Raw genomic sequence first — 12,660 nt, 5'->3', positions numbered from 1 at the left:
GCCGCCGGTAGGATCGTCGCGGCATTTCGGCAGGAGGCGCACGTGTCCGGACACTCCAAGTGGGCGACCACCAAGCACCAGAAGGCGGTCAAGGACCAGCGGCGGGCGAAGTCGTTCGCGAAGCTGATCAAGAACATCGAGGTCGCCGCCAAGATGGGCGGCGCCGACCTCTCCGGCAACCCGACGCTCGTCGACGCCGTGCAGAAGGCCAAGAAGACCTCGGTCCCGAACGACAACATCGACCGCGCCATCAAGCGCGGCGCGGGCCTGACCGGCGAGACGATCAACTACGACACGATCATGTACGAGGGGTACGGGCCGAACGGCGTCGCCCTCCTGATCGAGTGCCTCACGGACAACCGCAACCGCGCGGCCGCCGAGGTCCGCACGGCGATGAGCCGCAACGGCGGCACGATGGCCGACCCGGGCTCGGTCGCGTACAACTTCAGCCGCAAGGGCGTCATCCGCGTCGCGAAGACCGACGGGGTGTCCGAGGACGACGTGCTCGACGCGGTCCTCGACGCGGGCGTCGAGGACGTCGCGGACCACGGCGAGGAGTTCGAGGTCGTGACGGAGCCGACCGACCTCGTCGCCGCCCGCACGGCCCTGCAGGGCGCCGGCATCGACTACGAGTCGGCCGACAGCGAGTTCGTGCCCGGCGTCACGATCGAGATCGACGACGTCGAGGTCGCGAAGAAGATCGTCCGGCTCGTCGACGCGCTCGAGGACAGCGACGACGTGCAGAACGTGTTCGCGAACTTCGACTTCTCCGACCAGGTCGCCGCCGCGCTCGACGACGAGGACTGAGCGCCCTCGTGCGGGTCCTGGGGGTCGACCCCGGACTGACGCGGTGCGGGGTCGGCGTCGTCGACGTCGCCCCGAACCGCACGGCGCGGCTCGTGCACGTGGAGGTGCTGCGCACCCCGCCGGACCAGGCGCTCGAGCTGCGGCTGCTCGGGATCGGCGGCGGGCTGCGGCGCCTGCTCGAGGAGCACCGCCCGGACGCCTTCGCGATCGAGCAGGTGTTCGCGCAGCAGAACGTGCAGAGCGTGATGGGCGTCGCGCAGATCAGCGGCATCGCCATCCACCTCGCCGCCGAGCGCGGCCTGCCGGTGGGGCTGCACACGCCGAGCGAGGTGAAGGCCGCGGTCACCGGCTACGGCAACGCCGACAAGCGTCAGGTCACCACGATGGTGACGCGGCTGCTCGGTCTCGCCGAGGCGCCGAAGCCCGCGGACGCCGCGGACGCCATCGCGATCGCCGTGTGCCACGCCTGGCGGCAGCCGCCCGCCGCAGCCGCGCGGGGCGGGGCGATGACGGCCGCGCAGCGCGCGTGGCGCGAGGCGGAGGCGTCGGCCCGCCGCCGCTGACCCGGTCGCGGTCGACCCGAAACTGGCTCTGAACAGGGGACACGCCGTACGCTGCGCGGATGCCCGTCGTCCGTCGTGCGCTGCTCGCGCTCGGTCTGGTCGTCGCCGTCGCGATCGTCGCCGGCGCGACCTTCGCCGTCGTCCGCTTCGCCGTGCCCGCCGCGGCGCCGGGGGAGGGGGTCCGCTCCGCGAGCGTCGACGCGCGGTCCGGCTCGGCCGAGGACGCGCCCCGCTCCTTCCTCGACCGCCCGCCGTACGCCTCCTGCGGGCACGTCGTCCTCGGCGCGGACGACCCCATCCCCGCCGCTCGCATCGCGTGCCTCGCCGGCGCGGGTGACGAGGGCCGCGAGCTCGTCGTCGAGTCGTCGACCGCGGAGGGCGACCCGGTCGTCCGCTACTACCGCGCCGGTCCCGGCATCCGCGGCGTCCTCATCTTCGAGGACGCCACCGCCGACCCGGCGGACGGGCGCTGGCACCGCGTCGCGTGCGCCTCCGGTCGCATCGACCAGACGGGCGCCTGCGCCTAGCCCTGCGCCGCCGCCGCGGCGGGCGCGCCGGCCTGTGCCGGACCGACCGGCTTCGTCGTCGTGCCGGGCTTCGCCGATGCACCGGGCTGCGCGGGCGCACTGGGCTGCGCGGGGGCGCTCGGCTGGGCCGGTGCGCTCGGCTGGGCGGGTGCACTGGGCTGCGCGGGAGCGGTCGGCTGCCCCGGGCTGCTCGGCTCGGCGGGCGCGCTCGGCTCGCTCGACGGCGGCGTCGCGGGCGTGCTCGGGGAAGCGGAGGCGGGCGGCGAGGACACCGCCGGGGCCGAGGTGGCCGGGGGCGCGGGGCGCGCGGGCGTGCCGGTCGCCCTCGGGGCGGTCGTGCCGGTCACCGGTCGGGCGGCCTGCACGGAGCGCTGCACCCCGGCGCCCGCCGTGTCGACCCGCAGGCTCACCGTGCTCGTCCGCGCCGCGTCGGTCTGGAGGATCCGCTTCGCGGAGGCCGGCGGTTCCGCCTCGTCGAGGGCGGGCGGCGCCGCCGCGAGGTCCTCACGCGGTGCGGCCGACGGCGCGACGGGCGCCGCCTCCGCCTGCGGCGGCACGGTGCTGCCCGGGGTGCCGACGAGCAGGAGCGCGGCGCCGACCACGGCGACGGCCGCGACGAGGCCGGCGGCGACGCCGGTGGTGCGGCGGTCGGCCCGCGGCACGATCGAGTCGAGCAGGCCGGGCGCCGCGAGGGCGGGCCGCGGGCGCGGCGGCTCGGGCGGCAGCAGGCCGGGGACGGACGCCGGGTCCCGCACGAGGCGGTGCAGGGCGTCCGCGAGGGCGGACGCCGGCGCCTCGTCGGCGGCGGCGCGCGCGACGATTGACCGCACCGCGTCCGGCAGCGGGGCTCCCGGCGCCCAGCCGAGCTCGGTCGCCAGCACGCGGCCGACGCCGTCGAGGTCCGCGCGACGCTGAGCCGACGGCGCGGCGAGGCCGCCCGCCGGCTCGACCGCGCCGATCAGCAGCGCACGGCCGTCCTCGTCGGTCAGGACCGCCTCCGGCCGCACCGCGCCGTGGACGCGGCCGCGCGCGTGCAGCGCCGCCACCTGGTCGGCGACCTCCGCCGCCGCGCGCACGGCGCGTGCAGCGCGCTCGTCGCGCGCTCCGGCCTCCCGTCGGCCGTCGTCGAACATCCCGCTCATGTCGGACCCCCTCCGCACAGCCCGTCCATTGTGCGGTCGCAGAATGGGAGGACGGCGCGCGGGGCGCCGTTCTCGGAGGTGTTCGTCATGCCGTCGTATCGGGTCGTCCTCACGGTGGGCCGCGTCCACCCCGGCGGGAACGCGCAGGCCGTGCTGCCCGCCGCCGCGAACGCGGTCGGCGCGCTGACGACGGTCGAGGCGAAGTCGGTCGGCGTGCGCCAGGGCCGCGCGGAGGCGACGGTCCGCTTCGAGGCCGTCGACGACGAGATCGCCAAGCAGATCGCCCCGGTCGCGGCGCAGAGCGCCGGGGCGCACGCGGAGATCCTCGAGGTGGCCCTCCGCCGGCAGAACGGCACGCGCTGGCCGCTCGTCGCGTGATGCCCCCCACCGCTCGAAGCCGTGTTCGAGCGGCGCCCGCGGTTCGGCGCGTCGCCGTCGGAGGCCTCGCCTAGCCTCGACCGCATGATCGCCTCGCTCCGCGGCACCGTCCTCGAGGCGGTCGGCACGACGCTCGTCGTCGACGTCCACGGCGTCGGCTACGCCGTGACGGTCACCCCCGACCACGCGCTGTCCGTCCGGACGGGCGAGGAGGTGCTCGTGCACACCGCGATGGTGGTGCGCGAGGACGACATGTCCCTCTTCGGCTTCCCCGACCGGGAGCGGCTCGGGGTGTTCGACCTGCTGCGCGGCGTCACCGGCGTGGGGCCGAAGTCCGCGATGGGCGTGCTCGCCGCGCTCGGGCCGGAGGAGATCGCGGCCGCGGTCGCGAACGACGACGACGCGGTATTCCGTCGGGTGTCGGGCATCGGGCCCAAGACCGCGAAGCTCATCGTCGTGTCGCTGACCGGCAAGCTCATCGCCGTGCGCACCGCCGCGCCGGTCGCGAAGCCCGCGGTCCGGGGCGCCGACGTGCTCATCGCGCTCGTCGGGCTCGGCTACCAGGAGCGCGCCGCGCAGGCCGCGCTCGACGACGTGCTCGCGGAGCGCCCCGACGAGCGGCAGACCGCGGTCCTCCTCCGCGCCGCGCTCGCCGCGCTCGGCCCGCAGGCCGTCCGGTGAGCGCGATCGACCCGGTGCCGCAGTCGGAGGCGGAGCTCGCCTTCGAGGGCGCCCTCCGCCCGAAGTCGCTGAGCGAGTTCGTCGGCCAGCCGAACGTGCGCAAGCAGCTGCAGGTGCTGCTGCAGGCCGCCGCGATGCAGAACCGCACCCCGGACCACATCCTGCTCGCGGGGCCGCCCGGGCTCGGGAAGACGACCCTCGCGATGATCGTCGCGGAGGAGTCCGGCCGGCCGCTGCGCATGTCGAGCGGGCCCGCGATCCAGCACGCCGGCGACCTCGCGGCGGTGCTGTCGTCGCTCACGCCGGGCGAGGTCCTGTTCATCGACGAGATCCACCGCATGGCCCGCAGCGCCGAGGAGATGCTCTACCTCGCGATGGAGGACTTCCGCATCGACATCATGGTCGGCAAGGGCGCCGGCGCGACGTCGATCCCGCTCGACCTCTCGCCGTTCACCCTGGTCGGCGCGACGACCCGGTCCGGCCTGCTGCCGAACCCCCTCCGCGACCGGTTCGGCTTCACCGCGAACCTCGAGTTCTACGAGACGCACGAGCTCGAGCAGGTGCTGCTGCGGGCCGCGACGATGCTCGACCTGGCCGTGCAGCCGCCGGCGCTCCGCGAGATCGCCGGCCGCAGCCGGGGCACGCCGCGCATCGCGAACCGCCTCCTGCGGCGCGTGCGCGACTGGGCGCTCGTGCACGGCGGGATCGCCGACCACGACGCCGTCCAGGCCGCCCTCGACCTGTACGACGTCGATGAGGACGGCCTCGACCGTCTCGACCGCGCGGTGCTGAACGCGATCATCGACCGCTTCGACGGCGGCCCGGTCGGCCTCAGCACGCTCGCCGCGAGCGTGGGGGAGGAGCAGGACACGATCGCGTCGGTCGTCGAGCCCTTCCTCGTGCGCATGGGGCTGCTGTCGCGGACGCCCCGCGGACGGGTCGCCACCGCGGCCGCCTGGCGCCGCGCGGGCAAGGCGCCGGCCGCCCCGGGCGCGCCGTCGCTGTTCGACGAGCCGGTATGATCCCGGGCTGAGCATCGGGCGGGGATCGACCCCGTCGCGGCGCCGTGCCGGCCCGCTCGAGGCGGGTGCGCGGCAGCCGCACCGACCCGGGCGCTCCGCCCCGAAAGGCCTCCGCATGGACCTGCAGCTGATCTTCTTCGGCGTCGTGATCATCGTGATCATCGCGCTGATGTTCCGCAACGGCCGCAAGCGTCAGCGCGACGCAGCGGCCATGAACACGGGCCTCAAGCCGGGCGCGGAGATCATGACGGCGTCCGGCATCTTCGGCCGCATCGTCTCCTTCGACGAGGAGGAGAACAAGGTCGTCATCGAGACCCACCCGGGCTCGCACCTCACGATCCACCGCCAGGCGATCGGGCGCATCGTGACGCCCGTCGCGGAGGACGGCACCGAGCTGAACGGCGAGCCGGTCGTGCTCGACGACGCGGCTGCGGACCCGGCCTTCGGCGAGCGGGTGGAGCCGTCGACGACGACGGACGCCGACGAGACCGCGCGACGCACCGGCGGGAGCGCCTCGAAGGGTGCGGGCGAGTAGCCCGTACCATGGCTCGGCCCGCGTTCCCTGAGCAGCGGGCCGCGCCGCAGGGGACCCGAGTCCCCGGCGCCCGCAGCACACCCTGACCCGAAAGGCCTCCGTGCCGAGCACCGTGACCCCGCAGCGCCATGCCCGGCGCGCGCTCATCGGCCTGGTGGTGATCATCCTCGCCGGCGTCGCCCTGAACTTCGTGGGGGTGCTCGCGGCACCGGGGAACACGTTCGCCGTCAAGGCGCAGTCCCTGCTGCCGAAGCTCGGCCTCGACCTCGAGGGCGGGACGCAGATCATCCTGGCCGCGACCACGGAGGGCGGCGGGAACCCGACGTCCGACCAGCTCGCGCAGTCGGTGACGATCATCCGGCAGCGCGCCGCCGCGGGCGGCAGCCCAGACGCGCAGATCTCGACGCAGGGCGGCCGCTTCATCAACGTCTCGCTGCCCGGGCGCCCGTCGCAGGCGACGATCAACGCCGTGCGCGAGGCGGCGCGGATGGACTTCCGTCCCGTGCTGACCACCGACGCGGCGGCGACCGAGTCGGCCGGCTCCTCCGACGCGCCGTACACGCCGCCGGCCTCGCTCGCGAACACCCCGAGCGCGAAGCCGTCCAACGGCAGCGACCTCGCGCAGGTCACGCCGTTCCTGGCGAACGAGTTCGAGAACTACCGCTGCGCCGCGGACAACGAGCCGGCGAAGGTGAAGGCGACCGTGCCGCTCGTCACCTGCGACGACACGAACACGCAGAAGTACCTGCTCGGCCCGGTCGAGGTGCCCGGCACGAACATCTCCGGTGCGACCGCCGGGCTCGCCCAGACGAGCCAGGGCGCCACCACCGGCGAGTGGGTGGTCAACCTCACGTTCAACGGCACGGGCACGCGCCAGTTCGCGCAGATCTCCGAGCGGCTCGTCGCGCTCCAGGGCGTGCAGAACCAGTTCGCGATCCTGCTCGACGGCAAGGTCATCTCGGCGCCGACGATGAACGCCGCGATCACCAACGGCAAGGCGCAGATCTCCGGCTCGTTCACCGAGCAGAGCGCCAAGCAGCTCGCCGACCAGCTGAAGTTCGGCGCCCTGCCGGTCAACTTCACGGTGCAGAGCCAGAACACGATCTCGGCCACGCTCGGCTCGTCGCAGCTGCAGGCGGGCCTGCTCGCCGGCCTCATCGGCCTGATCCTGGTGTTCGCCTACGCGATCTACCAGTACCGGCTGCTCGGCTCCGTGATCCTCGCGAGCCTCGGCATCTCGGCCGTGCTGACCTTCATCGTCCTCGACTTCCTGTCGTGGCGGGAGGGCTACCGCCTCTCGCTCGCGGGCGTCACCGGCATCATCGTGTCGATCGGCGTCACGGCCGACTCGTTCATCGTCTACTTCGAGCGCATCCGCGACGAGCTGCGGGAGGGCCGCGGCCTCGAGGGCGCGGTCGAGCAGGGCTGGCGGCGTGCGCGGCGCACCGTGCTGGCGTCCGACGCGGTGAACTTCCTGGCCGCCGCGGTGCTGTTCGCGCTCGCGGTCGGCGACGTGCAGGGCTTCGCGCTCACGCTCGGCCTCTCGACGCTCATCGACGTGCTGGTCGTGGTGCTGTTCAGCCACCCGATCCTGCAGCTGCTCGCGCGCCGGCCGTTCTTCGCCGAGGGCCACCGGTTCTCCGGCCTCGACCCGCGCGCGCTCGGCGCCGTGTACCGGGGCCGCGGCCAGTTCCGCGCACCGGTGCCCGAGGGCCGCACCGGGCGCAGCATCGGCGAGGCGCAGCGCCGGCAGACCATCGCGGAGCGCAAGGCCGCGGAGCTCGAGCGCGAGCGGAAGGGCGACTGATGGCCGGCGGAGGACTCACGCGGTTCGGCAACGACCTCTACACCGGGGCGCGGTCGATCGACTTCATCAAGCGGCGCCGCGTCTGGTACCTCGTCTCGGGCCTCGCGGTCGTGCTGTCACTCGTGCTGCCGCTGCTCGTGCTGCCGATCGTCGGGCACGGCTTCCGGTTCGGCATCGAGTTCACCGGCGGCTCGCAGTTCACGGTGTCCGGCTCGTCGAAGGTGCAGGACCAGGACCTCGCGATCCGCACCGTCCAGTCCGTCACGGGGACCGAGGTTCAGCCGCAGGTCGCGGTCGTCGGCGGGAACCAGCTGCGCGTGCAGACGACGCAGCTCGACGAGGCGGGCTCAACGGCGAACACCGACCGTGTCGCCGCCGCGCTCGGCCGCGCCTACGACGTGCCGGTACCCGGCGACGCCGATCGCGGCGTCTCGTCCTCGTTCGTCGGCCCGACCTGGGGCGCGGACATCTCGGCGGGCGCGATCCGCGGCCTCGTGATCTTCCTCGTGCTGGTCGCGGTCGTGATGGCGGTGTACTTCCGCACCTGGAAGATGTCGGTCGCGGGCCTCGTCTCGCTCGGCCACGACCTGATCATCACCGCGGGGATCTACGGCATCATCGGCTTCGAGATCACGCCCGCCGCGGTCATCGGCTTCCTCACGATCCTCGGGTACTCGCTGTACGACACGGTCGTGGTCTTCGACAAGATCCGCGAGAACACGGCGGCGATGAGCGAGAAGTCGTCCCGCACGTTCGCGGAGACCGTGAACCTCGCGGTGAACCAGACCCTCGTGCGGTCGATCAACACGTCCATCGTGGGCCTGCTACCGATCGCGTCGATCCTGTTCATCGGCACGACGCTGCTCGGTGCCGGGACGCTGCGCGACATCGCGCTCGCGCTCTTCATCGGCATCATCGTCGGCACGTACTCGACGATCTTCGTGGCCGCGCCGCTCTACACCGACCTGCGCGCGAACGAGCCGGCGATCAAGCTGCAGACGCGGCGCGCCCTGACCGCGAGGGCGCAGGCCTGAGCGGGGGGAAGTCCGCGCCCCCGCGCGCTGTTAGCCTCCACGGACCAGGAGGTGGCGAGTGACGGAGACGCGGGACGCCGCGACGACCACCGCGTCGATGCGGCGACGCGTGCCGCGCCTGTTCTCGCGCGCCCAGCCGGTCGACGCCGTCGACTCGCTGATCCGCACGGTCCGGCAGCACCACCCGAAGGCCGACACCGCGGTCATCGAGCGGGCCTACGCCGCCGCCGAGCGCGCGCACCGCGGGCAGAAGCGGAAGAGCGGCGAGCCGTACATCACGCACCCCGTCGCGGTGTCGCAGATCCTGGCCGAGCTCGGCATCGGTCCGCGCGGCGTCGCCGCCGCGCTGCTGCACGACACGGTCGAGGACACGGACTACACGCTCGACGAGCTGCGGGCGGACTTCGGCGACGAGGTCGCGCTGCTCGTCGACGGCGTCACGAAGCTCGACAAGCTGAAGTACGGCGACTCCGCGCAGGCGGAGACCGTGCGGAAGATGGTCATCGCGATGTCGAAGGACCTCCGGGTCCTCATCATCAAGCTGGCCGACCGCCTGCACAACGCGCGTACCTGGGGCTTCGTGCCCGCGGAGAGCGCGCAGCGCAAGGCGAAGGAGACGCTCGAGATCTACGCGCCGCTCGCGCACCGCCTCGGCATCCAGACGATCAAGCTCGAGCTCGAGGACCTCTCCTTCGCGGTGCTGTACCCGAAGCTGTACCTCGAGATCGAGTCGCTCGTGCGCCGGCGCACGCCGCAGCGCGAGGAGTTCGTCGCGCAGGTCATCGACCAGGTGACGGACGACCTGAAGGCCGCCCGCATCCGCGGCAAGGTCGTCGGCCGGCCGAAGCAGTACTACTCGATCTACCAGAAGATGATCGTCCGCGGCCGCGAGTTCGACGAGATCTACGACCTCACCGGCATCCGCGTGCTCGTCGACTCGGTGCGCGACTGCTACGCCGTGCTCGGCTCCATCCACGCGCGGTGGACCCCGGTGCCGGGCCGCTTCAAGGACTACATCGCGACCCCGAAGTTCAACCTGTACCAGTCGCTCCACACGACGGTGCTGGGTCCCGAGGGCCGCTCGGTCGAGATCCAGATCCGCACGCACGAGATGCACCAGCGGGCGGAGTTCGGCGTCGCCGCGCACTGGAAGTACAAGGAGCAGGTCGCGGGCCGCTCCACCGGCCCGATGACGACGGGCGACGAGGACATGGCGTGGCTCGCGCATCTCTCGGACTGGGAGAGCGAGACCGCCGACCCGCAGGAGTTCCTCGAGGGCCTGCGCTTCGAGATCGGGGCGAAGGAGGTCTACGTCTTCACCCCGAAGGGGAAGGTGATCGGCCTGCCGTCCGGCGCCACCCCGGTCGACTTCGCCTACGCCGTGCACACCGACGTCGGCCACCGCACCATGGGCGCGAAGGTGAACGGCCGGCTCGTGCCGCTCGAGTCCCAGCTCGCCTCCGGCGACGTGGTCGAGGTCTTCACCTCGAAGAACCCGGACTCCGGCCCCTCGAAGGACTGGCTGCAGTTCGTCCGCAGCCCCCGCGCCCGGACGAAGATCCGGCAGTGGTTCACCAAGGAGCGCCGCGACGAGGCGATCGAGCAGGGCAAGGACGCCATCGCCCGCGCGATGCGGAAGCAGAACCTGCCGCTCACGAAGCTGATGAGCCAGGACGTGCTCGTGGGCATCGCGACGTCGATGCGCTACGAGGACGTCTCCGCGCTGTACGCGGCGATCGGCGAGGGCCACGTCTCGACGCAGTCCGTCATCGAGCGCGTGCTCGCGCAGGTGCAGGACACGCAGGAGGCGGACGAGCCGGAGTTCGAGGCGCCGACCACCGGGCGCCAGCGCGCGATCCGGTCGAGCGACTCGGGCGTCCTCGTCCGCGGCGCGCCCGACATCCTGGTGAAGCTCGCGAAGTGCTGCACGCCGGTGCCGGGCGACGACATCCTCGGCTTCGTGACCCGCGGCTCGGGCGTCTCGGTGCACCGTTCCGACTGCAACAACATCACGTCGCTGAAGCGCGAGCCCGAGCGGATGCTCGAGGTCGAGTGGGCGCCGACCTCGAAGAGCGTGTTCCTCGTGCAGATCCAGGTCGAGGCGCTCGACCGGTCCGGCCTGCTGTCCGACGTGACGCGCGTGCTGTCGGAGCACCACGTGAACATCCTGTCCGCGACGGTCTCCACCTCCTCCGACCGCCTGGCGCTCAGCCGGTTCCTGTTCGAGATGGGCGACACCACGCACCTCGACCGCGTGCTGAACGCGGTGCGGCGCATCGAGGCCGTCTACGACGTCTACCGGGTCTCCGCGGGCTGACCCGTCCCGCCCCGGCAGCCCTGCCCGGTCAAGCCGTCGGGAGCGCGGCGAGGCGGTCGATCGCCTGCTGCTTGCCCGGCGAGCCGGGGTGCAGCTGGGCGAGCGCCGCGGCGACCGCGGGTGCGAGCCCGGCGACCGCGAGCAGCGCCGCCGCGGTCGACGAGGCCTCCTCGCCCGGGTCGAGCCGCACCAGGTCGAACGCGGTCCGCAGCGGCGTCGTGACGCGGACGCCGCCGAGCAGCACGAGGTCGTCCGACCGGAACCGCGCCTCGCGGGGCGGGGGAGTCACGAGCTTCGTGCGGCGGGACCGCCCGAGGTCGACGGCGAGCGTCAGGGGACGGGGCAGGTCCGGGACGACGCCGTGCACCCAGGCCGCGGCCTCGCGCTCCACGACGAGGTCGTAGCGCGCCGTGGCGGCCGCGAGCGAGGCGGCGCGGATCCCGGGCCCGTCGGGCTCGTCCACGGGCACCACGGTCAGGCCGAGCGGGCGGCACTCGCCGTCGAGCAGCAGCACCGACCGCTCCGCCTCCGGGAAGTCGTCGTGGTCGAGGGCAGGGGCCAGTCGCACGCGACGAGTGTTCCCCGGCCGCGGACGGTGTCGGGCGCCGCGGCCGGGTCCTGTGGAGAACCGGGTCGGGGGAGGAGCCGTCAGCCGATCGCGTCGAGCCAGATGCGGCGCGCGTTCAGGGCGTCCTCCGCGTCCTTGACCCGCTTCGCGTCGCCGGACGCCCTCGCGTCCTCGAGCTCGGCCTCGAGCTTCGCGATCGCCGCGTTCAGCTGCGACGCGAGGCCCTCGGAGCGGGCCTTCGTCTCGGGGTTGGTCCGACGCCAGTGCTCCTGCTCGAGCGACGCGACGTGCTGCTCGACCTTGCGGAGCCGGTCCTCGACGTGGCGCACCTGGTCGCGCGGCACGCGGCCGGCGGCGTCCCAGCGGCGCTGGATCGACGTCAGGCGGCTGCGGGCCGACTGCGCGTCGGTGACCTGGAGCAGCGGCTCGGCCTCCGTCAGCAGGGCGAGCTTCGCCTCGAGGTTGCCGCCGTACTCGGCGTCCTGCTGCGCCTGCTCCTCGGCCTTCGCCGCGTAGATCGCGTCCCCGGCCGCGCGGAACCGCGCCCAGAGCGCGTCGTCGACCCGCTTGCCGGCCCGACCCGCGCGCTTCCACTCGTCGAGCAGGCCGCGGTACGCGCCGATCGCGTCGCCGCCGCCGCCCGCGAGGGCCTCGGCGCGGGCGACGATCCGCTCCTTCTCCTCGCGCGCGGCGCCCTGCGTCGCCTCGAGCTCGGAGAAGTACGCCCGGCGCTGCCCGTCGATGGAGGAGCGGGCGTCGCGGAACCGCTTCCAGAGGTCGTTCGCCTCGGTCTTCGGGAGCCGGGCGCCCGTGCGCTGCGCGTCCTGCCAGCGCGCGAACAGGCCGTCGACGGACTGGCTCGTCGCCTTCCACTGCACGGTGGCGGGGTCGCGGGACGCGAGCGCCTCGATCTCCTCGACGATCGCGACCCGGTCCGCCCGGGCCTGCTCGACCTGCGCCTTGTGCTCCTCGGAGCGCTGGGCGGAGAGGTCCTCGACGGTGCCGGACAGCGCGGCGACCCGGTCGCGGAGCGCCTGCAGGTCGCCGACGGCGGCGGGCGCCTCGAGCGTCGTCGCGAGCCGCTGCACGGCGCGCGCGACCTCGGCCGGGGGCGCGCCGCGGCGGGCGCGCTGCTCCAGCAGGGCGACCTGGCTCGCCAGGTCCTGGTACTTCCGCTCGTAGTAGGCGATCGCCTCGTCCGGCGTCGCGTCGGGGTACTCGCCGACCTGGCGGTCCTCGTCGCGGTCGCGGACGAACACGACGCCGTGCTCGTCGACGC

Annotated in this window: 13 protein-coding genes; 10 read left to right on the top strand and 3 right to left on the bottom strand. The window is 73.7% G+C overall.

What is annotated here, in order from left to right:
• Positions 1–42 precede the first annotated feature (42 nt).
• From D1781_RS11200 to D1781_RS11190, 3 genes are read left to right on the top strand one after another with little or no spacing between them, the layout of a single operon-like run.
• A complete protein-coding gene (locus tag D1781_RS11200) occupies positions 43–807 on the top strand; it encodes a YebC/PmpR family DNA-binding transcriptional regulator (protein ID WP_119482364.1) in 765 nt (254 codons plus the stop codon).
• An 8-nt stretch (positions 808–815) separates the two neighbouring features.
• The gene (ruvC, locus tag D1781_RS11195; protein ID WP_199706563.1) at positions 816–1,370 is read left to right on the top strand and encodes a crossover junction endodeoxyribonuclease RuvC; all 555 of its coding nucleotides are present in this window, start codon (positions 816–818) and stop codon (positions 1,368–1,370) included.
• Between the two features lie 59 nt (positions 1,371–1,429).
• Positions 1,430–1,897, top strand: a complete 468-nt coding sequence (locus tag D1781_RS11190; protein ID WP_119482363.1) for a hypothetical protein — start codon at positions 1,430–1,432, stop codon at positions 1,895–1,897.
• Here D1781_RS11190 and D1781_RS17585 read toward each other — a convergent pair.
• Positions 1,894–3,039, bottom strand: a complete 1,146-nt coding sequence (locus D1781_RS17585; protein WP_158590074.1) for a hypothetical protein — start codon at positions 3,037–3,039, stop codon at positions 1,894–1,896. The two genes, D1781_RS11190 and D1781_RS17585, sit on opposite strands and share 4 nt — an antisense overlap.
• An 87-nt stretch (positions 3,040–3,126) precedes the next feature.
• Here D1781_RS17585 and D1781_RS11180 point away from each other — a divergent pair, with 87 nt between their 5' ends.
• The 7 genes from D1781_RS11180 (at position 3,127) to D1781_RS11150 (ending at position 10,813) form a co-directional block, all read left to right on the top strand.
• Positions 3,127–3,417 (top strand): hypothetical protein, encoded by a 291-nt coding sequence (locus D1781_RS11180; protein WP_147392081.1) that lies wholly within the window; start codon positions 3,127–3,129, stop codon positions 3,415–3,417.
• Between the two features lie 84 nt (positions 3,418–3,501).
• Positions 3,502–4,098 carry a Holliday junction branch migration protein RuvA gene (ruvA, locus tag D1781_RS11175; RefSeq protein WP_119483213.1) on the top strand — a complete coding sequence of 199 codons (597 nt, stop codon included), beginning with the start codon at positions 3,502–3,504 and terminating at the stop codon, positions 4,096–4,098.
• On the top strand, positions 4,095–5,120 hold the full coding sequence (gene ruvB / locus D1781_RS11170) for a Holliday junction branch migration DNA helicase RuvB (protein WP_119482361.1): 1,026 nt from the start codon (positions 4,095–4,097) through the stop codon (positions 5,118–5,120). The genes ruvA and ruvB overlap by 4 nt, the downstream gene beginning before the upstream one ends.
• Positions 5,121–5,235: 115 nt before the next feature.
• Entirely contained in the window at positions 5,236–5,655 is a 420-nt protein-coding gene (yajC, locus tag D1781_RS11165; protein ID WP_119482360.1) for a preprotein translocase subunit YajC, read from the top strand.
• 100 nt (positions 5,656–5,755) lie between these two features.
• Entirely contained in the window at positions 5,756–7,462 is a 1,707-nt protein-coding gene (gene secD, locus D1781_RS11160) for a protein translocase subunit SecD (RefSeq protein ID WP_119482359.1), read from the top strand.
• The gene (gene secF / locus D1781_RS11155) at positions 7,462–8,496 is read left to right on the top strand and encodes a protein translocase subunit SecF (protein WP_119482358.1); all 1,035 of its coding nucleotides are present in this window, start codon (positions 7,462–7,464) and stop codon (positions 8,494–8,496) included. The genes secD and secF overlap by 1 nt, the downstream gene beginning before the upstream one ends.
• Positions 8,497–8,593: 97 nt before the next feature.
• Entirely contained in the window at positions 8,594–10,813 is a 2,220-nt protein-coding gene (locus tag D1781_RS11150) for a RelA/SpoT family protein (RefSeq protein ID WP_119483211.1), read from the top strand.
• Between the two features lie 28 nt (positions 10,814–10,841).
• On the opposite strand, the gene D1781_RS11145 is transcribed toward D1781_RS11150, so the two are convergent.
• Both D1781_RS11145 and D1781_RS11140 read right to left on the bottom strand, forming a co-directional pair.
• Positions 10,842–11,381, bottom strand: a complete 540-nt coding sequence (locus D1781_RS11145; RefSeq protein WP_119482357.1) for a hypothetical protein — start codon at positions 11,379–11,381, stop codon at positions 10,842–10,844.
• Between the two features lie 80 nt (positions 11,382–11,461).
• Positions 11,462–12,640 (bottom strand): DUF349 domain-containing protein, encoded by a 1,179-nt coding sequence (locus D1781_RS11140; protein ID WP_119483209.1) that lies wholly within the window; start codon positions 12,638–12,640, stop codon positions 11,462–11,464.
• Between the last annotated feature and the right edge of the window lie 20 nt (positions 12,641–12,660).

It is taken from the genome of Amnibacterium setariae (assembly GCF_003581425.1).
GTDB lineage: Bacteria > Actinomycetota > Actinomycetes > Actinomycetales > Microbacteriaceae > Amnibacterium > Amnibacterium setariae.
This window is presented reverse-complemented; position numbering and strand designations above follow the sequence as displayed.

Bases quoted from the DNA above. Each gene is read 5' to 3' on its own strand.
- ruvA (WP_119483213.1), top strand. From the start codon at position 3,502: ATGATCGCCTCGCTCCGCGGCACCGTCCTCGAGGCGGTCGGCACGACG.
- D1781_RS11150 (WP_119483211.1), top strand. From the start codon at position 8,594: ATGCGGCGACGCGTGCCGCGCCTGTTCTCGCGCGCCCAGCCGGTCGAC.
- D1781_RS17585 (WP_158590074.1), bottom strand. From the start codon at position 3,039: ATGAGCGGGATGTTCGACGACGGCCGACGGGAGGCCGGAGCGCGCGAC.
- D1781_RS11190 (WP_119482363.1), top strand. From the start codon at position 1,430: ATGCCCGTCGTCCGTCGTGCGCTGCTCGCGCTCGGTCTGGTCGTCGCC.
- D1781_RS11180 (WP_147392081.1), top strand. From the start codon at position 3,127: ATGCCGTCGTATCGGGTCGTCCTCACGGTGGGCCGCGTCCACCCCGGC.
- secF (WP_119482358.1), top strand. From the start codon at position 7,462: ATGGCCGGCGGAGGACTCACGCGGTTCGGCAACGACCTCTACACCGGG.
- yajC (WP_119482360.1), top strand. From the start codon at position 5,236: ATGGACCTGCAGCTGATCTTCTTCGGCGTCGTGATCATCGTGATCATC.